Genomic DNA, 24928 nt, shown 5'->3' on the forward strand with positions numbered 1-24928 from the left:
TTCTTAGTCTGCAAATCCGACTAGGTTTGTGGCAACCCCTTCTTCAAAGGGAGTGAGAAAGTTTTCCGGGTTTAAATACACATTGTGAAATCGAACTTCGAAGTGGACATGGGGTCCTGTTGATTTTCCTGTGTTTCCAGAAAATGCAATGATCTGTCCCTTTTTCACGACATCACCAGGTTTTACGAGTAACTCTTGGTTGTGTCCATACACAGTATGGAAGTGGTTCATGTCATGGTGGTAAATTTTGACAGCAAGACCATAATCACCACCTCTCCCTGCTTCTTCGACCACACCGTCTGCTGCCGCAAGGACAATGGAATTTTTAGGAATGGCGATGTCGAGGCCAGTGTGCCAAGTGTTCCAACGCCTTCCAATCCGAGAGGAAATCCGGGATTTGTTATTGGGGAGTACGGGCCAAATGAATTGGTCAATTGGTGATTCAATGGTTTCGCGAAAGAGTTCCTTTTCTTGGAGGTTACGCATGTATTCTGAAGAATACGGGAAAAAAATGGATCGTTTCAAACGTTTGAGGTCGGCATCCGTCAGGTGGTTGATTTCCATCACCTCTTGGGCCAGCACTCCAAACTCAGAAGCCTTTTCCAGGAGGGACTTTTTCTCAGCGTTTAAGTCCACCCAAAGACCCCATTGGTCGTTGTAACGTTGGAAGACATGGTTGTCCAAAAAAACAGGACCGTTTTTTTGTTTTTGGTAAGCCGCATAGGCCGAGTAGGTCACGACAAAGAGGATTAGGACCAGTATGATATAGTAACTGCGGTTTCGCTTCATCTCATTTCGCCTCAAAAACTATGGTGCAATGCCAAATTCTCACGGCCCCTCGCCGGGTCAAGGCGAAGAGGCTGGAATCCTGCCTCAAACATGGCTTTTATGTGACATAAGAAAGTTACCTGGATCGGTGTCATTTCCTTTTCTAGGTGGGTTGGTGGGCATTAACGTTGTTAAATAGAATTCGGGAATGGTGTAATATAGGAAAAATCTACAAAGGAAGGAGGGTGTGGGAAAAAAGGACCGATCGGGTTTTCGGTCCTTTTCATTGGATTCGTTTAAGAAGTGACCTGTGTCTTTTGTTGGCCCGTACGGTAGAGATAAATCCCTGCGATCACAAGAGATACGATGCCAATGGCATAATAGGCCCAGTTGACATCGAAGTAACCTAGTACTAAGAATCCAAATAACAACCTTGTGATCTCGAGAGCCCCTGCCCAAGTTTTGTTTTCAATCAATGCATTGATCGAAACCAGGGAAAGTGTCACCCAAATCGTGACCAGGATTTGTGAGACCAAACTGAATTTGGGAACAAAGAGCAAAAAGGCAAAGGACAATAATAAAACGAGGACAAACCAAGTGGTTGTATAGGTTTTCACTTCCGATGCTGGCTTTGGGTCATACTTTTGGAAGGTTGTGGGACTTACTTCCGGGATCGGCAAAAATCCAGCTGGTTGGTTTCCTTGCCTTGGGATCCAACCGGGAGGTTTGAAGAACACAAGGATTTTGTCTAAGAAATATTCGGCTTGGAAGGACTGTTTCAAAAGTTCCCAGTAATAATGGAAATTGGCATAAACCGGATTAAAACTCCGTAGGGGTTTTACGGTTCCATAGACACAAGGTTCTGTTTCTTCCCGAAAGGTTCCAAACATCCGATCAAAGATGATGAAGATCCCCCCATGGTTTTTGTCGATGTAGATGGGGTTAATCGCATGGTGGACGCGGTGGTGGGAAGGGGTGGAGAGGAGGAACTCTCCAATCTTACCAATTTTACCAACGGCTTTGGTGTGCACCCAGAATTGGTAAATCAAATTGATTTGCCCACTGGCCAGGTACATCCAAGGGTGGAACCCAACGAGTGCGAGTGGCACATAAAAAATCCAAGTCACAAGTCCACCAAGGCCCGTTTGCCTGAGGGCAACCACAAGGTTGTACTCTTCGCTATGGTGGTGGATGACATGGCCCGCCCAAAGGAAATTCACTTCGTGAGCCAATCGGTGGGACCAGTAATAACAAAAATCTTGACCGACGATGCAAAGCACCCATGCCCAAGGGTTTGTCAGAGCAAATTCAAAAAAACGAAAGTGTTCGTAGATATAAAAATAGGCATATAACCCGATCCCTTTTTGGAAAAGACCCCAAATCTGCGAAATGATCCCCGTACTCAGATCTGCAATGGAATCATTCAACCGGTAAAGGTCTTTGTTTTTTCGGTAACCGATGTAGACCTCAATCCCAATCAGCAAAAAGAAAACGGGGATGGCAAAGGTAACAATTTGAGGGGCTTTGAAATTCTCGAACATAGCGGTATAGATTTGACATCATTTTGACAAAATGTCAAGCAAATGTTGACCGAGATTCAGAAATTGTTCCTGGTTCAATTCTTCGGGACGTTTGGTCGGGGGGATGCCAGAACGTGAGATTGCCAGAGCCAATGCCTCCCGAAACTTTGGGTCATCGGAGAATGGGGATTCTCGTAAACTGACTTGGATTTGTTTTCGTTTCCCCCAAAAAAGGGTTCGTAACATCCGAGACCAAATTGCCACTTCGCTTTCTGATTGGGGGGACCAATGGCTCCTACCAGTTTCCGATTTGGGTGTCAGTAAAATCAAAGCGGAGTGGATTTTAGGAATGGGGAAAAAACAGTTTTTGTGGACTGTCTTCAGGTATTTTACATCACAGAATGCAGACAAAAACACTGATAAGGAAGATCTTTCTTTCACCAGGCGTTCGGCAAATTCCTTTTGCACCATAAAGATCCCACCTTGGAACTTTCGGCAATGGATGAGAAGGGTATTGATGATTTCGGTTGTGAGGTGGTAAGGTAAGTTACCGAAGACAAACACTTGTTTGGGAAAGATATGGAATAAATTCTCTAATGCATCCCCTGCATGTAGATGGGCATTGGGAAATTTTGGTAAAATCTCCTCTTTTGCCAGTTGGATGTATGCAAAATCGATTTCGAAGAGATCGGTTTCTTTTTGTAGGCTGAGGATGGGGTAGGTCAATGTCCCAAGCCCAATCCCAATCTCTGCAAGTGAAACTTCTTTATCGATAAACAAAGGTTTTGCGATGTTGACGATGTATTCCACAATATTTTGGTCGATCAGGAAATTTTGACCAAATTTTTTTTGGGCACGGATTCCTTTTTTTTCAAAGAAAGTTTGGATTTGTGAGATTGTGGAGTAAGGGGATTTCAAAATGATCCTCAACGATGAAGATTTCCCAGGCGTTAGAAATCCCAAGTAGTTTTTGGTAGGTGATCCATTCTTTCGCTTCCTTTTTTTTCCAGGGAGGGAAATCCAAAACCAAGATTCCTTTCCAGTTTTTTTTCTTATTTTTTCTTCCTGTTTCGTGTAAGGTACGTAACAAGGATTGGATTTCCTTGGGATTGCCATCAAAACGGAAAATGCTCCTTTCACTTGTAATGGAGTCGCCAAGGCGAGAGGAAGTTTGGATTTGGATCCCTTCTTTCTCCAAAACTGATTGGAATGGTGAAGAGGATTTGTCATACCAAATGGTGTTCTGGACATTATGTTTCTTTTTTAGCCGAAGTACGGTTTGCAAACAAGATTCGGATTCAAATAAAATGGTATTAATTTTATCTTTAGTGGTGGGTAAATCCAAACGTTTGTAAGGTGAACAATTTCCGTAAAGAAAAAATTGATTTTGAATTGTAAGAGAAAAGTATCCTTTTCCTTTTTGGAAGGGAACTGGTAAACTCCTTGATTGCGGATAAAAATAAACCAATGGAAAAAATGAAAACACAAGGATGGATAATGCCCACTTTATCATTGTTTTTTGGCATAGGTTGTAACGATACACGAACCATAAGAAAAAAATTAACAATAGTGAAGCGATCACAAACGATTCTGTGAACTCTTGCCAAATTTGATAACCCCTCCCTTGAGCCGAAAGGGATTGAAAGAGTTTCAAAAAAAGAGAGAGTAAATACGAAGTTGGCGTCCAAATCCAACTAGAAATCAAAACTTCCAAACCACTTGGTAGGAATGCTTGGAGAAACATGGTGAAATAAAGGCAAGGGAGTAAAATTCCGGCCAATGGTACCAAACAATAATTGATCCAAATCCCACCAAATGAATAGGAATGGAAGTAGTATACAAGGACAGGGAAACTGCAGAGGGAACAAACGAATGTTAATGTGAAATTTTCTTTAAATAAAGATTGAGAATTTGGCAGAAGTATTTGGTCTAAACTTGGTTTGAGATAAAAAATTCCAAATACAGCCCCAAACGAGAGTAAAAATCCAATACTTAAAAAATCAGAAAATAAAAAAAATGCAATGCCTGCCGAAGAAATGATGAGTAGATCGCTAACAGCGATTTTGCGATAGAGAATAGAAGACAATAAGGTGAAAAACGCAAAACAATATGCCCGAACAAAAGAAACAGGGAAGTTCAAAAGATACAAATAATACCATCCCAGGGCCAAAGAAAGGAGAATCGAAATCCATCTCTTTTGGGTAAAGATCAGATTTCCAAAAAATTGAAGGCTACCAATAAAAATGCCCAAATGCAACCCTGAAGCTGCAAAGAGGTGTAAGATCCCTGATTCCTTGGCAATCTCCTTAAAGTCCTTTGGGATCTCTTTTGTGGAACCGGTTACAAGACCTATGACAATCCTTTGTTCCAGAGGAGAAAGGGGAGATTGTTTACACGTATCGATGAGGAATAAACGAAACCACGGTTTTGGTTGTCTTGGCAAAGAAATTTGTCCTGTATCCGCAAACAAAACAAAAACAAACGAAGCAATGGCAAACGTTAACAATCGGCTCTCCCATGTTTTCGGAAATAGAGGAGGGAAAACTAGTATGATGGAAAGAGAAAGTGTAACAAGCGAAAATGTTAGTAGGTAAAATCCAGGGATTTGGGTTCCAAATTTGAAGAGTGATGCCGTGACACAAATCCCAAAACAAAACCAACCAAAGGAAGAATTCGGAAGTAGTTTTGCATTCACTTTCACAAGTGAATGAGGTAATGAATTTATGTTTTGGTCTCTAGGAAATTAGTAAGGGTAAATGCCGAGAGTGGAACGCACTTCATCCAATTTTTTTTCAGCAACTTCCACTGCTTTTTCCTTTCCCAACTTCAGAACTGAATGCACATAATCTAAGTTTTGTGTGAGTTCTTCTCGTTTGGATCGGAAAGGGGCAAAGTGAGAGAGGATCGATTCTAAAAGGTCTTTTTTGAGATCCCCGTATCCAAATCCACCTTTCGTATATTTTTCTTTTTGGGACTCTTTTTCCGAGTTGGTTAAAAATAAGGAATGGATTTGGAAGATCACCGATTCCTTGGGATCTTTGGGTTCTTCGATGGCTTTCGAATCACTCACGATTGACATGACTTTCTTTTTGATTTCTTTTTCAGTTCCAAAGAAGTCGATGGTATTGTTGTAAGACTTGGACATCTTGGCACCATCCACACCTGGAACAATGGCTGTGTTTTCATCGATGTCTGGTTCGGGGATGGTTAAAACGGATCCAAATTGTGTGTTGAACCTTTCTGCAATATCACGTGCAAATTCCAAATGTTGTTTTTGGTCTTTTCCCACAGGGACCTTTTCTGCAGAAAAAAGTAAGATGTCACTTGCCATAAGGATGGGATACGTAAAAAGCCCCGCTCCCGGGACAAACCCTTTTGCAACTTTGTCTTTAAAGGAATGGGCAAGTTGCAATTGTGAGACTGTGATGGATTGGGAGAGATACCAAGTGAGTTCTGTGACTTGTGGAACATCACTTTGAACCCAAAAAACAGTTTTATTGGGATCAACACCTAGCGCAAGTAAGTCGATTGCACATCCTAAGGTATATTCTTTTAGATCTTCCTTCGAACGGAATGTCGTGAGTGCATGAAGGTTAGCGATAAAAAGAAATAATTCTTCTTTAGATTGGTAATCCAATATTTTTTTGATCGCTGAAAAATAATTTCCTAAATGTAATTTGCCGGAAGGTTGTAATCCAGTAAGGACTCTCAAGATTCGTCCTCCGCACCTGAGCCATCTACTAATTCGGAATTTTCTGTTTCACCAGAAACTCCTGTGGTTTCTGGCTCTGGGTTCCCACTATCCTTGTGAAAGGTAGAATAAGTTAACCTTTCATACTCTTTATTGAGTTTGATGAGTTCTTGTTCAATTTTTCTGTGAGCAGTGAGTTTGGATGTAGTGGTTGGATCTTTAAAAATCACAGCATAATTATACAAATACTTTGTAAATTGCAGAAAGACATCTTCGACTTTCATTCCATTGATCCGTTCTTTTGCAACCACTGCTTTGTCATAATGAGGAATGAACCGTTGGGCAATTTTAACTTCTTCAATGACTTTGTCTTTTGTAGAAGCAATTTTATCACTCGCTTTACCTTTTGATTCGGTTACCTTTGCCATCAAATGGTTTTCAATGATGATATTGAGTTTGCCTGCAAAACTTCCAAAAAATTCGGATGCTTCCTGGAGTGCCTGAACAATTGGCCCAGCGATTTGGTCATTTGCCGCATTCCCTGTGCTGTAATCCATACCATACTGTTGGAAACTGTATTGGAAACTAGGGAACTTTTTATTAAAATTATCAATGGTTCGCACAAGGGAATTGAGCTCATCGATTTCATTGCGAAATAAACCAGGTTGGATGATTAGGAGTTCTTGGTTTTGGTTTTTGTCACCTAACCGCACATACCCTTCAATTAAATTCACATATACAGTTTGTAAGTCACGGAGTAATAAATAAACAAGCCTGTGAGGTTGTGATTTATAACTATTTTTTACGGTTTGGCTTTTTGACGATTCTGGCATGTGGTGGGCCATATAGTCGTCCACCACTTGGTTTAAAAAATCAAAACTGATTTTGCCTTTGTCATCAATGGAAAAGTAACGTGATCTTAAATTTTGCAGTTCTTCTTTTTTGAACGTTCTAGTATTGATATCGTCTGAAATTTTAGCGACAGTGATTTCTACTTCTTTTTGGATTTCACGTGCCGCTTGGAATTTATGTTCTTGGATGGGTGGGACACGTAGGTCAGTGACAATTTCAGGCCAAGTGAACATTTTCTTTTTGGCAACAATATAAAATGCTGTAATGGCATCGGATAACTTGGGTTTGTTGTTTTCGAGATTAAGGGCATAGTTCACACCTTCCATAATTTTGTTTAGCTTTGGTGTGAGTTTTTCATCCATTTTTACGATGTCTGGTAAATTGGATAAAATAATATCTTTTGCATCATCTCGTTGTAAAAACCGTACATAAAACATCTGCATCTTAAGTGATCTTTCTAAAAAGATATCTGCAGAAATTTTATCCAAGATAAGAGCATCGAGTGAGGCAAAGGCATTAAAGAATTTATTAAAATTATTGATGATGTTGTAAACAAGGGGAGTCCATATCCTCCAACCTTGTTGTTCCGAAACACGAAGGGCTTGGATGGTTGGGATGAGGACATCTTCTTTCAGCCCACGAAAAATCTTTTCTACGTTGTTGGAAATGGATGGGTTACGGCCAAACAATCCGATCTCAATCGTTCCCGTCTCTTTCGCAAATTTTCCGATGGAACTATTGGCACTATTTCCTCCCCCAAAAAGACCAGCGAGTAGTCCACCACCTTGTCTTTGTTCGATGGCTTTTTTTCGGCCAGGGTTTTGTTTTTGTTTGGCACTGTCGATTGTGACGAGGTCACTCGAACGTTTTGGTTTGGGGTCGGGAGTGGCGGGCCTTGAGATCACTTCCCTTCGTGGTTGTTCCCTTTCTGGCAAACCTCGGTCACGACTGTCTTCTTTTTTTGGTTTGTTTTTGTTTTCGTAGTCTTCGTCAACTTTACGGATGAGGTCGATGCGAATGAACACATCATTCGATTTTAAAATCGCTTCATCAATGAGTTGTTGGTGTTCGGGTGTCCGGGTTTTGCGGTACAAATCCGCAAACACACGATGGGCTTCTGTACGCGAAACTGGTGTCACAATCACTCCTTTTGGTTGAGAGGGTTCTCAACAATCTGTGAGCTTGTGGGAGGTTGGAAATTAAAAAGTCCTGTTCCGAGACCAATATTGGTCGCAATGCCAGAGAAGGCAATTTCAGTGATTTCATCATCGGAACGTTTCATTTTGAGTACACGTGGGAGGTCGTTATCTGAGACGACCAAAATGATTTCATTATAACGTTTGGTGTTAGAAGTGAGGCGAAAGGTTCTGCCACTCACAGTTACGTTTTCGTAACCTGAAAGCAGTCCGCCAAGTCCACCAGAGACACCTTTTAGGTCTTGTTTCCCTGCAATTGAGGAATCTGGGTTATAAAACCATAAAATACGGCCATTGGAAGAGATAATCCTTCCATCACTAAACCGAACATGGAGTTGGTTTGGGCTTTTGTAGGAAACGACACCCGTTAGGCCACCATTTAAGGTCACAGAGGCACGGAAACTTTCGAGGGAGTTCATTCTGCCGATGACGGCGTTGAGACGGTCTCGTCCATCCTCTGCCCAAAGGGAAACCAATGGGGCAGAGAAAAGGAGAACAATCTGGAATTTGAGAAGGAAATTTCTCAAAGTGAGATGGTTCGTATTGGGAATTAACCCAATACTTTTTTGAATTCAGAAGTGAGTGCAGGCACCACTTCAAACAAATCAGCGACAACACCGTAAGTTGCTACTTTGAAAATAGGAGCATCTCCATCTTTGTTGATCGCAACGATGTATTTGGAAGATCCCATACCCGCTAAGTGTTGGATCGCTCCAGAAATTCCACAAGCGATGTAACAGTTAGGGGAAACAGTTTTACCTGTTTGGCCCACTTGGTGTGAGTGAGAAATCCAACCAGCATCTACAGTCGCACGGGAAGCGCCAAGAGCAGCACCAAGAGTGTCTGCTAAGTCTTGGATGATAGGCCAGTTTTCTGGTCCTTTGATCCCACGACCACCAGATACAATGATAGAAGCATCAGCTAACTGCACTTTGTTTCCACCAGAAAGGTCTTTGGAAAGTGATTTTGTTCTCACTTCACCAGCAGAAGCTCCTGATTTTTCAACTGCACCAGCTCCATCTTTTGGAGTGACTTCTTGTGAGTTTGCACGCACAGTAAACATTTGGATGTCAGAAGAAACTTTAAAGTTTGCGTAAGCTTTACCAGAGTAAATTGGTTTTTTCGCTACTACTTTTCCACCGTCAACAGAAAGTGCCACTGCATCCGCAACGATTCCAGCATTTGCTTTGATCGCTACTCTTGCAGAGTATTCTTTTCCTTGTGCGGAGTGTGGCATAAGAACCACTGCAGGTTTTTTCTCTTGGATCACGGCAAAAATACCGTTTGCATAACCTTCTGGTGAGAATTCACCAAGGTTTGCACCAATCACTGCATCAGCACCAACTGCTTTCAAATCACCAGCATACGCGTCCACGTTGTCAGTGATGATGAGAGTATGAACTTTACCACCGATTGCATCCGCAATTTTGCGAGCTGCAGAAGTGAGTTCTTTTGAGATTTTTTTAAGTTCGCCGTTTTTTAATTCACCAACTACTAAAACATCAGCCATGTTCGTCTCCTTAGATGACCTTCGCTTCTTCGCGAAGAGCTTTTACAAGTTGAGATGCAAAACCTTGTGCATCTGCTGCTTCCAGTTTTCGACCAGCGATACGTGGAGGAGGTGGTTCGAGAGATACTACTTCGAGTTTGGAACCAGTTGCACCGAGTTCTTCTGGTTTTTTCACATCTACTGGTTTTTTCTTCGCAGACATGATTCCTTTTAAACTTGGGTATCTTGGTTCGTTCAAACCTTTTTGTGCAGTCACTGCGAGAGGAGCAGAAGTTTCAACCACTTCCGTTCCACCTTCGATTTCGCGAGTGGCAGTTACTTTTTTACCGTCAAACTCAAGTTTGAGGGCCATTGCTACGTGAGGGACATTCAATCTCTCTGCAATTTGAACCACAACTTGTGAACTGTCAGTATCGATTGATTGACGACCACCGATGATAACATCTGCATTTTCTGCTTTGATGAAATTAGCAAGGAGTTCGGAAGTGTATGTAGAGTCAAAAGTTACATAGTCATCCACTTTTACATGAACGGCTCTGTCTACACCCATTGCGTAGGCAGTGCGAAGTGCTTCTACGACACGGTCCGGACCGAGGGAAACAGCGATGACTTCTCCACCGCTCTTTTCACGAATTCTAATTCCCTCTTCGATAGCGAATTCATCATAAGGAGAGATGATCCATTTTACGCCAGCTTCGTTGATCGATTTGTCACCGACCTTGATATTGGTTTCCGTATCCGGAACCTGCTTTACTAGAACAACAATTTTCATTCCTTAACCCCGTTTTCGTGGATTACCTTAAGACCAGAAAACGAGAGGGAAGTCATAAGGGAAGTAATTTATTCTCGAAAGAAGCTGTATTTGGACCAATTATAAGCCCAAATGATGCCTACAATGACCACAAGGACGTTTGCATCGGACCTAAGGTAGAACTGGAACCCAAGGGTGAGCGGGAGGAGTAGGAACAGTACAAAGGCAAGGAGGAGGACGAGGTGGGGTGTTTTTTTCCAATCTTTACTGGCATTTTGGACTTCTATGAGGAGATTCCCTTTTGGACCCTCAGCTTGGGAACGAAATCGGAACCAGTAGAGTGAGCTAAGGAGTAAAAATAGAAAGAGATGTACGAAAAGGAAGAACATAAACCCATGCTTATTTTTTAGGGGAGTCCAGAGAAGAAAAAAATGATTTGGGGCAAAAACATCGGGAGGTAGGAAAGTTCTGCCAAAGATTTGAGGGTGGTGGTGTTCCTTACAAGGAAGGTCGTAACGAAAAGCCATAGGTAGGAAAGGCCAAGTGCCAATCCAAAGAGGAGTGGGGTTGTCATCGAGTATGTCGTAAGGCAAAGGAAAAAAAATCCTACCAGAAGGAAAAGCCGTAAGAAAAACTGCATGGCATCATAGGAAAAAAATCGGCTAAAAACCAATGCATTTTGCCTTTTGTCTAGGTCTCGGTCTAGGTTGTAAGTGAACAAAACATTGGAGAAAGCATGGAGGAAAAAGAGGAAGGTGATTTCTCTAAGGCCATTCTCCCAGGGAAAGGGAAGGAGGATCCCCCAAGTATAAAAAAAGGAAACCAAAAGTTCCTTTGGGATGGGCGAAAGTCCTTTCACAACGAGGAGGAGGCTTATGGCAAACGAAAGGAAATAGGTAAGGTTATCGAATAAAAAATCCAATTCCCAGAATATGCCAAGTGAAACAGAAAGGAGAAGGGAGATTCCGATCCCCCATTGGATCTTTGTTTGGTGGCCTAGGTAAACCTGAGACCTTTCTCTTTTTGGATCCAATTCTCTTTTGGCATCCCAAAGGTGGTCCAGAAGGTACAATCCCCAAACCGAAACAAAATAAAAAAGAAGCAGTGGTATCCGTAATGGAATTTGGAAAAGGGTAGAAAAAAAACTGAAATTGGCAAAAACAGAAACGACAACATCCAACGATCCATAAGAGATCAGAAATTGCGAAAGAGACGTTCCATGATTTTGTTTTGATTGGAACATAGTTCATCTATCCTTTTTTGGGAATCCTTTGGCAAAAAGAAAATTCCCTTGCCACAAAATCTTTTTTCGTCTGAAATGTATGCCAATGTTTCGTTCGATTCGCAATGCCATCCAATCTGTTTATTGTATCCGTGACCAATTCCCTAAATACATGTCGGAACTTCTTTTCGAAGAAGAAGCCATGGGAGCATTATTTGCAGTTCGGTTTCGTTATGTAATCGGATTTGCTCTGATTGCAAGTGCCATTGCGAATGTAAGTAATATTGAAACGATTTGGGGGCATTTAGTCAACTTCATTGCAATCGCAGTTTATTTTACCAATACATTTATACATTTGCATATTCTGAAAAAGAAGGAGAGCAAGTGGAAAACAAAATACGACTACATTAGTCTACTTGTGGATAATGTGTTGATTACCATGACGATTCTCAATTGGTATTGGATTAAGGGAGATGGGAATCCAAATTTTTTAGTGAAAACTCCACTTATGATCTTTTATTTATTACCTTTGTCGTTATGCCTCTTCCAATACCGGTTTTCACTCGTGGTTTTTTCTTTTGTTTGTTTTTTGATTAGCTACTATGGATTCATCGCCGTCGCCCTTCATGATCCTGATGCCATTGTGAGTTTGGATTGGCATAGTTATGTGTTAGGTGATGAAATCATCCTTTTGGATGCCCTAGTTTCAAAACCTGTCATTTATTTGATCCTTGTGTTTGCCATCTCTTATGCCATTTTTCGGTCCTTAAGGATGTTGCTTAAATTTGCGGCTTCCGAAACTCAGAAAACCACTTTATCTCGTTACTTTTCCCCTGATTTGGTTTCTGAAATTGTTTCGGACCCTGAGGTTTTAGGCAAAGGCAAACGACAAAAGGTAACTGTATTATTCAGTGATATCCGAGGTTTCACTCAGTTTTCAGAACTATTGGATCCGGAAGAATTGTCGATTTTTTTAACCGAATTTCGTCGGCGAATGGTACGAGTGATTTTCCAAAACAAAGGCAGTTTGGATAAATTCATCGGGGATGCTGTCATGGTAACCTTTGGAACACCAATGCCTTCTGAAATTTTTGGTGAAGATTCCCTAAATGCAGTGAATGCCGCCAAGTTGATGTTAGAAGAGCTTAAAAACTGGAATGAAGAGCGAAAAACATTAGGACAGGTGGAAATCAAAATCGGAATTGGAATCCATTCGGGAGAAGTATTCTGTGGGAGCATTGGTTCCGAAGAAAGAATGGAATACACTGTGATTGGTGATACCGTGAACACTGCATCAAGGATTGAGTCTGCTTGTAAAACCATCGGTTCACCGTTACTGATCTCTGAAGCAGTATGGAATGAGATTGGAAAACCAAATGATTGGGTAAAAAATGAAGGGATATTGTTACCAGGAAGGGAACAAAAAATCAATTTGTATTCGTATCAAAACGAAGTTTGATTAAGAGTTTAGATTTAATTTGTACACTGCTTCGTGTAAGGCGGGGTTTAACTCTGGGTCTATCGTATAAATCACACGAGTGGTCCCTGCTTGTAAGGCTAAATCCATAATTGCTTTTCTGCGATCAATTTTGATGCTCTTTAGATCAAAGTCAGCAATTTTAAATTTGATCCCTTTTTGGAAAACAGGATTGATGCTACAGATCCTTTGGAGTTTGGGTCTTGTTTGGTATCGGCCTACATCTAAGACCAAACAAATATCAAAATGGGCACGCCTCTCTGAATCCACCGAAGCCGTAATCACAAAGTCACCAAAGTTGATGATATTTTCGTTATTTGTGAGGGAACTACCAACATAATCGAGAAGGTGGCGAATGTTTTTGTTACTATAGGAAAAAAAGGAATCATTTAAAATCATCTTGAGAGCCGTAGATGATTTAAATGCTGGCCTCCAAGGTTGGTTGGATGTGAGAGACGCGTATTCGCTTGCTAGGGACAAAATTGCGATGTCTTCCTCAAAACTTGATGTTGTGACATTGTTTTCTTGTAAATGCAATTGTAATTCGATGTCTTGTGTGATCCTTTCTTTTCCCACCTCACGGTTGTATTTATCGCGCACTGACATGAGTTTGGTGAAAAGGGATCTTGGGTCCGGAAAATTATTATTCACCCCATTGCCACGATAGGGTCTGTGATGGTTTAAGATGAGAGTCCTGACATGCGATTCCACTTCAGGTGCAGGCAGTGTCATTAGGTAACTGATGATTGGATGTTGTTGGACAACAGCGTATTCTTCTTTGGTGAGTTTCGGAGTTTGTTTGACCTCAAGTCTCGAATACCCTACATCCATCAAATAACTTGCCATCATAAGGCTTAAGTGGTCTTTTTTGTTGGATTCTTCTTTGCCTTCGTTGACGATCTTTCGTGTCCGAACCTTCATTCCCATGGCGACAACAGTTCTTTTTGTCATGAGTTCTGATTCTACCGAAACTCCTGCCACACTTAAGATTTCTAATATATTAAAGATCCCAAGTTCAAAATCAGGGTTACTTGTGAAGTCTGTGAGCAGTTCATTGACCGAGTTTTGGACAAAAACGGCCTGGTCAGAGGAAAAGGAGGTTTTTCGTAACTCTTCGATGAGCGCCTGTGATTGTTTTGCGAAGCGGGCAGTTTTTTCTACATCAAATAATTTTGTGGTCCTTCCAGGTTCCAAATACGGTTTTTCATTCCCGTTGGGTTTATTTTTTTTAAGTTCGGAGATGAGAAAATAAACCCCTTGCATTTCAAACTTTAGAAGTTTACCAAAGTCTGCTTCGGTTGGGTTTCTTTTTTTATGAATTAAAATTTGGCCGTCTTTATTGTACAAATCGAGAGGGATATTTTGGTTTTTCCGAAAACTATTTAAGGATTCTTCGGTTAACTCAAATTTGGCGAGCTTTTCTCTAGGTACTATATTGGAATCGTTTGTGCTCATGATTCGATACTCATTTGGATAAAAAAAACTTTCCGAATGTTTATGCGATGTTGGAGTAGATTCAATAAATTGTAAATTCATTCCTAATTTTTTAATTTCATTTTTATTCTTTAGGGAATTGCCGTAGGTAGTAATCCTAAACTATAGTAGTAGATGTTTGCTTTCGTGAATGAAATGTAATAAGTTTTAAAAAGATGTGTCAGGAACCAAATATCTTCTAATAGACGTTAGTTTATCTCCTAAAAAAAATGATTGGGTGTCCATACTGCGATCATGATGGCGTTCGTTTTTGAAACAAAATGATGCAAGCGAGTGCAATTCCCTTTGATTTTTTCGTTTACAGTTTCAGGAAAAGTACGAGAAAATCTTCCCTATGAGTATTGTTACGACCAAAAAATCCTCTTATGATTTATTCAATCCAACAGAAGACCACTTAAGCCTAAGGCAATCCGTTGCTTCTTTTGCAGAACGTGAATTGGATGACCAGGCAAAAGAAAATGATGAAACAGAATCTTTTAATGAAATTCTATTCAAACGTTTGGGTTCGGAACTTGGAATTTTTGGTATCACTGTCCCCGAAGAAGATGGTGGGCATGGACTCGATCCATTGGCTTCTGTGATCATCCACGAGGAGATGAGTCGTTTTGATCCAGGGTTTACATTATCTTATTTGGCTCACGAAGTTTTGTTTGTGAATAATTTCTTTTATAGTTCCAATGCCTCGCAGCGCAGTCGTTACCTCAGTAAGGTCATCACTGGGGAGTGGATTGGTGGGATGGGCATGACAGAACCAGGAGCAGGTACTGATGTTTTGGGTATGGCGACCCACGCAGTGAAAAAGGGAGATCGTTATATCATCAATGGTGTGAAACAATACATTACCAATGGTTCCGTTGGCCAGGTCTTTGTTTTGTATACAAAGTTAGATAAAAACGCTAAAAAGATGACTTCTTTTGTGATTGAGTCGTCTTACAAAGGTTTTTCGGTTGGGAAAAAAGAAGAAAAAATGGGAATGCGTTCCTCTCCCACAACACAACTTGTTTTCGAAGATATGGAAGTCCCTGAAGAAAATTTATTAGGGGAAGAAAACGGTGCCATCACTCATATGATGCGGAATTTGGAAATTGAACGTGTGACACTGGCTGCCCAATCCCTTGGCATTGCCCGCCGCTGTGTGGACATTATGTGCGATTATACAGTCCGACATAGAGAAGCCTTCGGGAAAAAACTAATGGAATTTGGTCAAATCCAGAGGCTCGTCGCTGAGTCTTACGCGGATTACCAAGCAGCAAGGGCCCTTGTTTACCAAGTCGCAAGTGAACTGGGACCAGATGTAAGAAACTCACTTGGTGCCGCTTCTGCAAAACTTGTTGCCACACAGATGGCGGAGCGAGTGTCTCGAAACGCCATACAGGTATTAGGTGGGTATGGTTACTGCCGTGAGTATCCTGTCGAAAGGCTCCATAGAGATGCAATCCTTTTAAGCATTGGTGGTGGAACCAACGAAGCCATGCAAAAAAACATCGCCAGTGATTTAAAAAAACTTTGGTCAGAGTGATTTTTAGATAAACCCGTAACAAAACGTTTTCCCATTCGATTTTCATGAACAGTCTACAAGTTACATGGAAAAAGAGTGGGATGTGATTGTCCTTGGATCAGGACTAGGGGGGCTATGTGCTGCTCTTTCGTTTGCAAAAAAAGGCAAACGGGTACTCGTCCTCGAAAAAGGAATTTCTCCCGGCGGGTCTGCCTCCAGTTTCCTAAAAAAAGGATTTTTGTTTGAATCAGGTGCCACCACTCTCGTTGGCTTTGAAACGGGTTTGCCCATGGACCGACTCACCAAAGAATTTGGGATCCAGTTTCCCATCCTCCCCATCAAACGATCCATGCTCGTTCACCTCAATGGAAAAACCATTGAAAGGTACAAAGATCGAGATCGCTGGACAAAGGAAGCCTTGCGTGTGTTTGGTGGAGGGCGACGGATGGTTTTCTTTTGGAAAATCTGTTTTTTGATTTCGGATAGGCTTTGGGATTTGTCCAGCCGATACAAATTGTTTCCATTTCGTACGTTCCGTGATGTCTGGATGAGTTTCAAAAGCTTTCGGCTTTTTGACATTCTTGTTTTTTGTTTTTCATTGGTATCAGTCCGTTTTGTCCAAAGGATTTTATTTTTACATCGAAATGAGGAATGGAATCAGTTTTTAGACGAACAACTTCTCATCACGAACCAAACAACGGCAAAGGAAACTCCCTTCGCCATGGCGGCCGCAGGTCTTACCTATCCCAATTTACAAAATTATATCGTATTAGGTGGGATGGTGGAACTTTCGAATGTTCTGATCGCCAGATTACGTGAGTTAGGAGGTGAGTTTTTAACGAAACAAGAAGTAAATCAAATCACAAAAAAATATTACTCGGAACAAACTGAATTATCCGGTTCAAAACCAAAGGACGCTGGTGGATTTTTATACCAAACTGGACCAACCTACTGGGAAGTGAATTCCAAAAATCGGGAAAACTCTTCATTCAAAGCTCCCATCCTTGTCTCAAACCTTCCGATTTGGAACCTTGTGGAACTGACAGATTACTTACCTCACCTGAAAACAAAAGCAAAGTCTATGGAAACTGGAATCTGGGGTGCGTTTACGATGGGAATCGCTGTGCAAGTGGAGATGGATGGATTGACTTGGAAAGAAGAATGCCTCCACCACCAAATCCATTTGGACAAAGCACTCCCTTATGGAGGTGGCCATTCTGTTTTTGTATCCTTGTCCCATCCTGAAGATAAGATTCGGTCCAAGGATAAAACAAGGATCCTTTCCCTTTCGACCCATATTTCCCATCCTGAAACTTGGAAACGAGATGCAAATTACCCCAAACAAAAAAAAGAAATGGAATCCATTTTGATTTCCTGTTTGGAAAAAACCTTTCCTTGGTTTATACGAGAAAAGATTATTTTTACTCACTCAGCAACACCTGTTACATGGCAAACATGGACAGGGCGAAAATGGGGGAGAGTCGGAGGTATCCCTTCTTCTTATTTTTTCAATCCCTTTCAAATGGTATCCAATCGATCGGAAGATCCAAATCTCTTACTAACGGGTGACACCGTGTATCCTGGCCAAGGCATCCCTGCTGTCGTCCTTGGGGGATTGCATGCGGTAGAACAATTCTTTGTGAGAAAGAGAGGTTGATTTTCGAACCGAATCTAAGAGCCTGGGCGAAACGATGGTTCGCCTACCTAAGATTCTCATCCAAGTTCCAGGGACATCCGCCAATTTAGGACCTGGTTTTGACCTTATGGGTCTTGCCCTTGGCATTCATAATGAATTTGAATTCCAGTTTTCTAAAGAAATTACAGAAACCAAAACAGAATTGAAAAATGGGAATCCTCTTCCCTTTACCAAAAAAGAAGATTTGGTCGAAGAGGCGTATCGATCCTATTTTACTAAATTTGTTCCAAATTTGAATCCTCCACCTTATCATTGTAAGATGACACTTTCCTTACCTTTAAAAGGGGGACTTGGTTCGAGTGCTTCAGCCATTGTTGCCGGTCTCTCCCTTGCGAGGGAAGTTCATAAACGTTTGGAAAAAGAATCTGTACCTTCGGAACAGGAGTTCACCCAATTTTTAGCAGAGTTTGAAGGCCACCCCGATAATACTTTACCTGCCTACCTTGGTGGTTTTGTCTTCGCATATTCTACGTTTGGTGAGCCAATTCGTTATTTTCGAAAAAAATTCCCTTCTTCTGTTGCAATGTTTATCCTAACTCCCGAATTTGCAGTCTCAACGGAAGAATCAAGAAAAACCCTTCCAAAGAACTATGTGACTGCTGATGTGATTTTTAATTTGTCTCGCATTGGGGCTTGGATGCATTTTTTGGACAAACGTAAGTTCGGTGATCTTTTGGTTGGGCTTGAAGATAAAATGCACACTCCGTATCGGATCCCCAGTTCTTCTCCTCTATTTCCTTTAGCGGATACATTAAAACAAGAAGGGATTGGATACTGTTTGTCAGGATCGGGACCAAGTTTACTTATCTTTTTAGAAAGGAAAACGTTAAAATCCAAACAAATTGAATTGGAAAAAAAGGTAACACAGGTAATGACTGGTGCAGGAATTCCGTTTCAATTTCGCAGAGTGAAACCAGACGGAATTGGCGTAAGGATCCAATTCAAATAAAAATACGGAAAGCAGAGTATGGAGGGAACGAAACAAAAACACCGCTTTGTTTAGTCTTCGTCGGCTCCTTCCTCTTTTCCAAATCCATACACATCACCCCGAAAACGAACCTTTCGGTTGATCCCGGGTTGGATTTTTCCCACTTCAAATGTAAATTTCATCCTTTCTTTACCAGAACGATTGAAGTAAAAGGAAGAGGTCAGAGAGATTTCGATAAAGTTTACCATTCGATCTTTTGTAATTTTATCGGAAATACGAAATTCTGCAGGATGGCCAATGATTTCATAAGAATCAAAACTTTCTTTTGATTCCATTTTGCCATAATGTTCCATTCGAGGGGGTTTGTAGAAACTTGGCCCATTTTTTAAAACGGTGATTGTATAATCTTCACTATCTCTACTTTTTTTGAACTGAAAGATAAGATGGTCTTCCGTAATCGCATTACAACGAGTTGCAAGTTGCCCTGTTTTGCAACCCACATGAAAACTGGCGAAACGAGAAAGTTCATCAACGACCAAATCGTATTTATCACCGGTTTGTACTGGGATATACCGATCTGATTCCTTTCTCATAAAAATGGGATGGATGAATTGGTTGTACACAACAAATCCCAGTCCCATCATGGAGATGGTTAACACCCCGCTGAGGACCAGGACAAAACTATCTAAAATGGCAATGCTTAAATACAAAATTACCTTTTTGTATCAACCTTATGGGATTTAGATTCCGGAAGTGGGGTCCTTGTCACAAGGGAAAGTAGGTCCTTCACTTCTTCGGGGGAGATGATTTGGTTTAGTTTTTCCTCCAGGGAAGCAGGTGTCGGTTTTAAAACCAAATCCTCTGGTTTTACCTTTGGTTCGGATTTCAGTTTGGCAATTTGTACAGCCACTTCTTGGTTTGCTTTTTTCGGAAGAGAATCCTTTCCATCCTCCGACTGTTTCCCTGTTTGGGTGGGCAAAGTAGGTGGGATCGGTTGGTGGACGTTCCCTTGGGTATTGATAGTATTCATAATTCCCAAACCTCCGTGTTCAGGATCGATCTCTTGAGAAAAAACTTTCCTTTTCCCTCCCTCAGATTTTCGGTCTTTTCCTGGTTCGCTTTAGCGAAAATCAAAGAATTTTTTGGGATTTTTCCGTTTGATTGCCCGCTTTATGGCCGGGAAGCTGGCAGAGATGGAAAATTATTTTAAATCTTGGATGGCTCACCCCATCTCCAAAATCTTCATGGCTACCAATTTTATCTTTGCCGTGTTATTCATTGTCAGTGTTCCTTCCTTTGTGAAAGAACACATCACGCAAGATGCAGTGAGCATCGGTGGAAAAAAATACGACATTAGTGATGTCAAAGAGTCCTCTCCCATTGCGTATTCCAAATTCCAATCAGAATACAAATCCCTTCTCAAAAACACGTTTGGAGAATTTGCCCAAGACAAATTATTTGAATTGGTTGCCAAAGATAAAAACTTAAAACCATCTGAGGTATTAACCCAAGGATTGGTGGTAAAAGAACCATCTGAAGAAGAAATCATCAATGTGTATATGGCAAACAAAGCCCAGTTAGGTGGAAAATCGCTTTCCGAAACGAGAGACAAAATTGTTGGATTTTTAAAAAACCAACAAGAACAAGAATTTAGCCGAAATCGTTATAAAGAAATCATTACCAAATACCCAGTCGATTTTTTAATCAAAGAACCAGATATTGTCCGGGTTACAGTTGCAGAAAACAACAATCCAAGCATCGGACCTAAAGACGCTAAAATCACAATCATCGAATTTTCGGATTTTGAATGTCCATTTTGCAAGCGAAGCCAAGAGGTAAATCGACAACTCCGTGAAAAATACAAAGGCCAGATCCGTTGGGTATTCCGTGATTTCCCTCTTCCTTTCCACCAAGATGCTATGTATGCCCATATGGCTGCCAATTGTTCGATTGAGGAAGGAAAGTATTGGGATGTATTCAATGTATTATTTGAGAACACTGGAAACTTAAGTAAGGGAAACGTTGATGCCCTTGTATTAAATACAGGTATTTCAAAATCCAAGTACCAAAATTGTATGAAAAACCAAACGAAACTCAAAGCTGAAATTGAGGTCGATATCCAAGATGGGCAAAAGGTTGGGGTGAGTGGAACACCTGCATTTTTTATCAATGGGATCTTTGTTTCTGGTGCATTGCCTTTCGAAAACTTTGATGAAATCATCCAAAAAGAACTTAAACAATAAAGATTTATAAAAAAGGAAAAATATTATGAGCAAAAAAGTAAAAGTTGCTGTAACAGGTGCTGCCGGACAAATCGGATACGCACTCTTATTTCGTATCGCTTCAGGACAAATGTTTGGACCTGACACAGCTGTTGAACTCCAATTATTGGAACTCGAACAAGCACTCCCAGCAGCAAAAGGTGTTATTATGGAATTGGACGACTGTGCATTTCCATTGCTCGAAAAAGTAACTGTTTCATCAAACATTGATGAGGCGTTCCGAGACATCAACTGGGCACTGCTTGTCGGTTCTGTTCCAAGAAAAGCAGGTATGGAACGTGGAGACCTTTTAAAAATCAACGGTGGAATCTTCACCACTCAAGGTAAGGCGATTGAAAAAAATGCAGCAAGTGATGTAAGAGTTCTCGTAGTGGGTAACCCTTGTAATACAAACGCACTGATTGCAATGAACAATGCAAAAGGTGTTCCATCTGACAGATGGTTTGCGATGACAGGCCTTGATGAAAATCGTGCGAAAACACAATTGGCGCAGAAAGCTGGAGTCCTTGTAAAAGATGTATCCAATGTAGCCATTTGGGGGAACCACTCTGCGACCCAATACCCTGACTTTTTTAATGCAAAAATCAATGGAAAACCAGCAACGGATGTGATCAGTGACCATGATTGGTTAAAAGGTGATTTTATCTCTACTGTGCAAAAACGTGGGGCTGCCATCATTGCTGCAAGAGGTGCTTCTTCTGCGGCTTCCGCTGCGAATGCTGTTGTGGATACAGTGCGTAATATTGTGACCCCAACGAAACCTGGGGACTGGTTCAGTGCCGCTTGCCATTCCAATGGTGAATATGGTGTGGACAAAGGACTTATCTTTGGTTACCCTTTGAAGTCCGATGGGAAAAAAGTAGAGATCGTAACAGGCCTTGAAATCAATGCATTCGGTAAGGAAAAATTTGACATCACTCACAACGAGTTAAAAGAAGAAAGAAACGAAGTGAAAGACATGTTAGGTTAATCACCTTCCCAATCTTTCTAAATCAGTTTTCAGGACTTGTTCCTTAGCAAAAGCTCACATCCATTTGGGATGTGGGCTTTTTTTATGGGATCACAAAGAGGAATTCCTTTGGCCTTTCATAAAATGGCAAATGCCCACACTCTTCGATCACAAATTTCTTCACACCAGGGAAACTTTGTAAGATAGGATCCCAAGTATAATGAGGAGCCACTTGGAAGTCATACTTTCCGAGAACAATTGTGATTGGGCATTTGATTGCGGAGAGGTAGTCTTCCACTTTGATTTCGACAAAAAGTTTCCCAAACAAATGGTCGAATGCGAGTTTGTTTGTTTTCACTCCTTCCCAAAGGAGAGTGGAATCAATCGAAAGATTATAAAAACCCAAAGCGTCTTGGCTCACACAATACAAATTGAAAAAATCCTCCAATCCCTCGGGCTCTCTTTGTATTTGCCTTTGGAATTTGTATTGGAGCCTTTGGTGTTTTTCTTTTCGTTCCACACTTGCCATTGTTTCAAAATAAGATTCTCTCTCTTGTAAAGGGGCCCCGTGGCTTGGTCCAGTCGCAACGAGGAGAAGTTGTTTCACAAGTTCTGGGTATTTTTTGGCATAGGCAAGTGCCATATAACCATGCCCAGAATGGCCAAGCACGAGACAGGGTGGAATCTCTAGTTGTTTTTGGAAAAAGGAAAAATCAGAAAGCAGAAGATCCAAGTCGTAACTGCTTTCCTTTTCCACATCGGTTCCCAATCGTTTGGCAAACCCTCTTTGGTCGACAATTGTGATCTTAAATTTTTTTGACAATGCTTCGGGGATTACCCTTGGGTAATAGAGGGCACTTCCCAACCAAAAGAGATTGGGACCCTCTGTATTGTTTTCTGCAATGAGAAAGGAAAATCCTTCCCTTTCGATTGTTTTGTATCTCCATTCCATACCATTCCCTCGTTTTTCTTTTTATCTGTGATAACCAAAATCAAATATTCATTTAGTTGTAATATACAACCATATAGTTGTAATTTGCAACTAAAAAACTTGCCAAAACCAATATAAATTTAAAATGGGAAGGATGTTAGAGATCACTTCATTACTCGGAATCCATTTTAGCCAGACCTTACTCCTAATGAGGAGGTATCTTTCCAATCAGTTTGAATTGGAAAACGTTGGGATGAAGTTTGAGGAATGGATCCAACTTCTACCCTTACAATCAAAAGAAAGTACCAACCAAAAACAATTAAGTGAGATGTTAGCAAAGGACAAAACCACCGTATCAAGGTTAGTGGATGGATGGGTGAAAAAAGGTTGGGTGAAACGAATCCAAATGGCAGAGGACAAACGAGTTTTTGTTTTAATACTCACCACAAAAGGAAAAAACATTTGGGAAAAAGGAATTCCTGTTGTGATTGCCGCAGACCAAGTTTTTAAACAAAATTTGAATGAAGGGATGGAGAAAGAACTGTATATGACTTTATTTAAGATCCAAACTGCGATTCAGTTTTCAGAAACAAAAAACGTTCCTTCTTAGAGCTATCTAGGATTCGTTGCGAAGAAACAAAACCAAGTGATAGGGCCAAATTTTCTAATTCATGGATATAACCTGGATGGGTTTCCATTAAAAACCAACCACCTGGTTTTAATCTTTGTTTGGCGGATAAAAACAGAGCCCTATGGAATTCGAGGATATCATTTACAAATAAAGCAAGATGAGGTTCATATTCCAAAACATCTGGCATGATTTCTTTTTTTTCTGTTTCTGGTATATAAGGTGGATTGGAAACAATGATTTCAAATTGTAAATCAGAGGGGAGTGATTCGTCCAAATTGGACACATAAAACGATACATCTGTTAATTGGTATTTCTCGGCATTCCTTTTGCTTGTGCCAATTGCCTTTTCCGAAATGTCAGATAACACTACGTGATGGGGACGGAGGAGTTGAGAAAGGCTTAGGCCAATACAACCACTTCCAGAACACAAATCCCAAATTTGAAACCCACCCGGAAACTCTTGGTTCAGAGTTTCTTTCTGTTTGTAAAGGTAATCCACGAGTTCTTCTGTTTCCGGTCTTGGGATGAGGACATCTTCGGAAACTAAGTATTCAAATTGGTGGAAACCTTTTTTGCCAATGATGTATGCCACAGGTTTCCGTTTGCTGCGTTCGACGATGCGTTCCCGATACAAATCAATTTCCTTCGGAGAAAGGGGCATTTCAAATTGGGAGTAGAGTTTGATGCGAGGGAGATTTAAGAGATCAGAGAGGATCCATTCGGCATCGACACGAGGGTTTGGAATTTCCTTTTTCTCCAGAAATTCTGTGGAACGTTTGAGATAAAAAAGTAAGGTTCCTGGTTGTTCCGCCATAATCTTTGCCCCCAACAGGATTCGAACCTGTGTCCCCAGTTTAGGAAACTAGTGCTCTATCCACCTGAGCTATGGGAGCTTTACGTAGGTTTACGTTTCTGATTCACTATCCTTTGGAAATCGGAGATATTGTGAATAACAATTTTATCTGGATAGAGGTCAAGTTTGCCTGTTTTTACATATTGCATGAGGACTTTTTGGACTTCACCCACAGGTTGGGCACACCAATTGGCAATATCATCCACAGTCGCAGAAAGTATGATTTCATTATAAACATCATTATTGTACTGTTTTTCGTATAACATCACAAAGACGTCACATACCTTTCCGACAATATCATCCATAAGGAGGATCATAAGCCTTCTTTTTTGGTCATAAATCCGAAAGGAAAAGATATGGAGTAATTTCATCGCAAGAGCTGGGTTTTTTGTCATCAGCATTTCAAAATTGGCACGATTGAAATTAAGGGCTTTGACTTCCGTAACAGCAATGGCAGTGGCAGACCTGGGTTGTTCTTCTAAGATTGCCATCTCACCTAAAATATCCCCCGCTTCCAAAACATCTAAGGTTTTGATACTGGTCCCAATGGTTTTTGTGATTTTGACCTTTCCCTCTTTGATGAGGTAAAAATCATTTCCCGGTTCGTATTCACAAAATAAAACTTCGTTTGGTTGGAATACCTTTCCAAATTTCCCAAACATTGCTTCTAACATTTGGT

24 protein-coding genes and 1 tRNA gene are annotated in these 24928 nt (G+C 40.9%); 7 read left to right on the forward strand and 18 right to left on the reverse strand.

Features of this window, described 5'->3' with window-relative positions; translation table 11 throughout:
• Positions 1-3 precede the first annotated feature (3 nt).
• From EHQ62_RS04780 to EHQ62_RS04830, 11 genes are all read right to left on the reverse strand, one after another.
• Positions 4-789: a M23 family metallopeptidase gene (locus EHQ62_RS04780; protein ID WP_135641089.1), complete on the reverse strand. Its 786-nt coding sequence runs from the start codon at positions 787-789 to the stop codon at positions 4-6.
• 275 nt (positions 790-1064) lie between these two features.
• The gene (locus EHQ62_RS04785) at positions 1065-2309 is read right to left on the reverse strand and encodes a sterol desaturase family protein (protein WP_135641090.1); all 1245 of its coding nucleotides are present in this window, start codon (positions 2307-2309) and stop codon (positions 1065-1067) included.
• Positions 2310-2327: 18 nt separating this feature from the next.
• Complete coding sequence (rsmA, locus tag EHQ62_RS04790) at positions 2328-3206, reverse strand: 16S rRNA (adenine(1518)-N(6)/adenine(1519)-N(6))-dimethyltransferase RsmA (protein ID WP_135641091.1); 879 nt, start codon at positions 3204-3206, stop codon at positions 2328-2330.
• Entirely contained in the window at positions 3160-4983 is a 1824-nt protein-coding gene (locus tag EHQ62_RS04795) for a ComEC/Rec2 family competence protein (RefSeq protein WP_341866964.1), read from the reverse strand. The genes rsmA and EHQ62_RS04795 overlap by 47 nt, the downstream gene beginning before the upstream one ends.
• A gap of 48 nt (positions 4984-5031) precedes the next feature.
• Complete coding sequence (gene trpS, locus EHQ62_RS04800; protein WP_135641093.1) at positions 5032-6000, reverse strand: tryptophan--tRNA ligase; 969 nt, start codon at positions 5998-6000, stop codon at positions 5032-5034.
• Positions 5997-7970 carry a hypothetical protein gene (locus EHQ62_RS04805; protein WP_135641094.1) on the reverse strand — a complete coding sequence of 658 codons (1974 nt, stop codon included), beginning with the start codon at positions 7968-7970 and terminating at the stop codon, positions 5997-5999. Before EHQ62_RS04805 ends, trpS begins: the two co-directional genes overlap by 4 nt.
• Before the next feature lie 2 nt (positions 7971-7972).
• The gene (locus EHQ62_RS04810; RefSeq protein WP_135641095.1) at positions 7973-8554 is read right to left on the reverse strand and encodes a LolA family protein; all 582 of its coding nucleotides are present in this window, start codon (positions 8552-8554) and stop codon (positions 7973-7975) included.
• 23 nt (positions 8555-8577) lie between these two features.
• Positions 8578-9537 carry an electron transfer flavoprotein subunit alpha/FixB family protein gene (locus tag EHQ62_RS04815; RefSeq protein ID WP_135641096.1) on the reverse strand — a complete coding sequence of 320 codons (960 nt, stop codon included), beginning with the start codon at positions 9535-9537 and terminating at the stop codon, positions 8578-8580.
• Positions 9538-9547: 10 nt separating this feature from the next.
• Entirely contained in the window at positions 9548-10309 is a 762-nt protein-coding gene (locus tag EHQ62_RS04820) for an electron transfer flavoprotein subunit beta/FixA family protein (protein ID WP_015677893.1), read from the reverse strand.
• 68 nt (positions 10310-10377) lie between these two features.
• Positions 10378-10677, reverse strand: a complete 300-nt coding sequence (locus tag EHQ62_RS04825) for an LIC10362 family protein (protein ID WP_135641097.1) — start codon at positions 10675-10677, stop codon at positions 10378-10380.
• A gap of 17 nt (positions 10678-10694) precedes the next feature.
• The gene (locus EHQ62_RS04830; protein WP_135641098.1) at positions 10695-11531 is read right to left on the reverse strand and encodes a prenyltransferase; all 837 of its coding nucleotides are present in this window, start codon (positions 11529-11531) and stop codon (positions 10695-10697) included.
• A gap of 85 nt (positions 11532-11616) precedes the next feature.
• On the opposite strand from EHQ62_RS04830, the gene EHQ62_RS04835 reads away from it, so the two are divergent.
• Positions 11617-12969, forward strand: coding sequence for an adenylate/guanylate cyclase domain-containing protein (locus tag EHQ62_RS04835; RefSeq protein WP_208720622.1), 1353 nt, complete (start codon positions 11617-11619; stop codon positions 12967-12969).
• On the opposite strand, the gene EHQ62_RS04840 is transcribed toward EHQ62_RS04835, so the two are convergent.
• A complete protein-coding gene (locus EHQ62_RS04840; protein WP_135641427.1) occupies positions 12970-14442 on the reverse strand; it encodes an HD domain-containing phosphohydrolase in 1473 nt (490 codons plus the stop codon). It abuts the gene before it with no gap.
• A gap of 373 nt (positions 14443-14815) precedes the next feature.
• Between EHQ62_RS04840 and EHQ62_RS04845 the strand changes: the two genes are divergently transcribed.
• The 3 genes from EHQ62_RS04845 (at position 14816) to thrB (ending at position 18624) form a co-directional block, all read left to right on the forward strand.
• Positions 14816-16000, forward strand: a complete 1185-nt coding sequence (locus EHQ62_RS04845; RefSeq protein ID WP_135641099.1) for an acyl-CoA dehydrogenase family protein — start codon at positions 14816-14818, stop codon at positions 15998-16000.
• A gap of 64 nt (positions 16001-16064) precedes the next feature.
• Positions 16065-17636, forward strand: a complete 1572-nt coding sequence (locus tag EHQ62_RS04850; RefSeq protein WP_135641100.1) for a phytoene desaturase family protein — start codon at positions 16065-16067, stop codon at positions 17634-17636.
• 34 nt (positions 17637-17670) lie between these two features.
• Positions 17671-18624, forward strand: a complete 954-nt coding sequence (gene thrB / locus EHQ62_RS04855) for a homoserine kinase (protein ID WP_135641101.1) — start codon at positions 17671-17673, stop codon at positions 18622-18624.
• A 50-nt stretch (positions 18625-18674) separates the two neighbouring features.
• Here the strand turns inward: thrB and EHQ62_RS04860 are convergent, their stop codons facing one another.
• Complete coding sequence (locus EHQ62_RS04860) at positions 18675-19313, reverse strand: hypothetical protein (RefSeq protein ID WP_135641102.1); 639 nt, start codon at positions 19311-19313, stop codon at positions 18675-18677.
• 2 nt (positions 19314-19315) lie between these two features.
• Positions 19316-19633 (reverse strand): hypothetical protein, encoded by a 318-nt coding sequence (locus EHQ62_RS04865; RefSeq protein WP_135641103.1) that lies wholly within the window; start codon positions 19631-19633, stop codon positions 19316-19318.
• Positions 19634-19796: 163 nt separating this feature from the next.
• On the opposite strand from EHQ62_RS04865, the gene EHQ62_RS04870 reads away from it, so the two are divergent.
• Entirely contained in the window at positions 19797-20846 is a 1050-nt protein-coding gene (locus tag EHQ62_RS04870) for a DsbA family protein (protein WP_135641104.1), read from the forward strand.
• Between the two features lie 25 nt (positions 20847-20871).
• Positions 20872-21855, forward strand: a complete 984-nt coding sequence (locus tag EHQ62_RS04875; protein ID WP_135641105.1) for a malate dehydrogenase — start codon at positions 20872-20874, stop codon at positions 21853-21855.
• Positions 21856-21937: 82 nt separating this feature from the next.
• On the opposite strand, the gene EHQ62_RS04880 is transcribed toward EHQ62_RS04875, so the two are convergent.
• Entirely contained in the window at positions 21938-22786 is an 849-nt protein-coding gene (locus EHQ62_RS04880; protein ID WP_167482843.1) for an alpha/beta fold hydrolase, read from the reverse strand.
• A gap of 133 nt (positions 22787-22919) precedes the next feature.
• Here EHQ62_RS04880 and EHQ62_RS04885 point away from each other — a divergent pair, with 133 nt between their 5' ends.
• Positions 22920-23375: a MarR family winged helix-turn-helix transcriptional regulator gene (locus EHQ62_RS04885; RefSeq protein ID WP_135641106.1), complete on the forward strand. Its 456-nt coding sequence runs from the start codon at positions 22920-22922 to the stop codon at positions 23373-23375.
• Here EHQ62_RS04885 and prmC read toward each other — a convergent pair.
• The 3 genes from prmC to EHQ62_RS04900 all read right to left on the reverse strand — a co-directional run bounded on the left by prmC (position 23323) and on the right by EHQ62_RS04900 (position 24923).
• On the reverse strand, positions 23323-24210 hold the full coding sequence (gene prmC, locus EHQ62_RS04890; RefSeq protein ID WP_135641107.1) for a peptide chain release factor N(5)-glutamine methyltransferase: 888 nt from the start codon (positions 24208-24210) through the stop codon (positions 23323-23325). The two genes, EHQ62_RS04885 and prmC, sit on opposite strands and share 53 nt — an antisense overlap.
• 6 nt (positions 24211-24216) lie before the next feature.
• Positions 24217-24289: transfer RNA gene (locus tag EHQ62_RS04895), tRNA-Arg, on the reverse strand.
• Position 24290: 1 nt separating this feature from the next.
• Complete coding sequence (locus tag EHQ62_RS04900; RefSeq protein ID WP_039928954.1) at positions 24291-24923, reverse strand: Crp/Fnr family transcriptional regulator; 633 nt, start codon at positions 24921-24923, stop codon at positions 24291-24293.
• Between the last annotated feature and the right edge of the window lie 5 nt (positions 24924-24928).

The sequence above is a fragment of the Leptospira jelokensis genome (assembly GCF_004769635.1).
In the GTDB taxonomy this organism is placed as follows: Bacteria; Spirochaetota; Leptospiria; order Leptospirales; family Leptospiraceae; genus Leptospira_A; species Leptospira_A jelokensis.

What these genes read in the sequence shown, in the direction of transcription:
- prmC (WP_135641107.1), bottom strand. Translation starts at nt 24,210, where the DNA reads ATGGCGGAACAACCAGGAACCTTACTTTTTTATCTCAAACGTTCCACA.
- EHQ62_RS04885 (WP_135641106.1), top strand. Translation starts at nt 22,920, where the DNA reads ATGTTAGAGATCACTTCATTACTCGGAATCCATTTTAGCCAGACCTTA.
- EHQ62_RS04880 (WP_167482843.1), bottom strand. Translation starts at nt 22,786, where the DNA reads ATGGAATGGAGATACAAAACAATCGAAAGGGAAGGATTTTCCTTTCTC.
- EHQ62_RS04850 (WP_135641100.1), top strand. Translation starts at nt 16,065, where the DNA reads ATGGAAAAAGAGTGGGATGTGATTGTCCTTGGATCAGGACTAGGGGGG.
- EHQ62_RS04830 (WP_135641098.1), bottom strand. Translation starts at nt 11,531, where the DNA reads ATGTTCCAATCAAAACAAAATCATGGAACGTCTCTTTCGCAATTTCTG.
- EHQ62_RS04820 (WP_015677893.1), bottom strand. Translation starts at nt 10,309, where the DNA reads ATGAAAATTGTTGTTCTAGTAAAGCAGGTTCCGGATACGGAAACCAAT.
- EHQ62_RS04840 (WP_135641427.1), bottom strand. Translation starts at nt 14,442, where the DNA reads ATGAGCACAAACGATTCCAATATAGTACCTAGAGAAAAGCTCGCCAAA.
- EHQ62_RS04900 (WP_039928954.1), bottom strand. Translation starts at nt 24,923, where the DNA reads ATGTTAGAAGCAATGTTTGGGAAATTTGGAAAGGTATTCCAACCAAAC.
- thrB (WP_135641101.1), top strand. Translation starts at nt 17,671, where the DNA reads ATGGTTCGCCTACCTAAGATTCTCATCCAAGTTCCAGGGACATCCGCC.
- EHQ62_RS04835 (WP_208720622.1), top strand. Translation starts at nt 11,617, where the DNA reads ATGTTTCGTTCGATTCGCAATGCCATCCAATCTGTTTATTGTATCCGT.
- EHQ62_RS04825 (WP_135641097.1), bottom strand. Translation starts at nt 10,677, where the DNA reads ATGTTCTTCCTTTTCGTACATCTCTTTCTATTTTTACTCCTTAGCTCA.
- EHQ62_RS04875 (WP_135641105.1), top strand. Translation starts at nt 20,872, where the DNA reads ATGAGCAAAAAAGTAAAAGTTGCTGTAACAGGTGCTGCCGGACAAATC.
- EHQ62_RS04845 (WP_135641099.1), top strand. Translation starts at nt 14,816, where the DNA reads ATGAGTATTGTTACGACCAAAAAATCCTCTTATGATTTATTCAATCCA.
- EHQ62_RS04865 (WP_135641103.1), bottom strand. Translation starts at nt 19,633, where the DNA reads ATGAATACTATCAATACCCAAGGGAACGTCCACCAACCGATCCCACCT.
- EHQ62_RS04815 (WP_135641096.1), bottom strand. Translation starts at nt 9,537, where the DNA reads ATGGCTGATGTTTTAGTAGTTGGTGAATTAAAAAACGGCGAACTTAAA.
- EHQ62_RS04785 (WP_135641090.1), bottom strand. Translation starts at nt 2,309, where the DNA reads ATGTTCGAGAATTTCAAAGCCCCTCAAATTGTTACCTTTGCCATCCCC.
- EHQ62_RS04870 (WP_135641104.1), top strand. Translation starts at nt 19,797, where the DNA reads ATGGAAAATTATTTTAAATCTTGGATGGCTCACCCCATCTCCAAAATC.
- EHQ62_RS04780 (WP_135641089.1), bottom strand. Translation starts at nt 789, where the DNA reads ATGAAGCGAAACCGCAGTTACTATATCATACTGGTCCTAATCCTCTTT.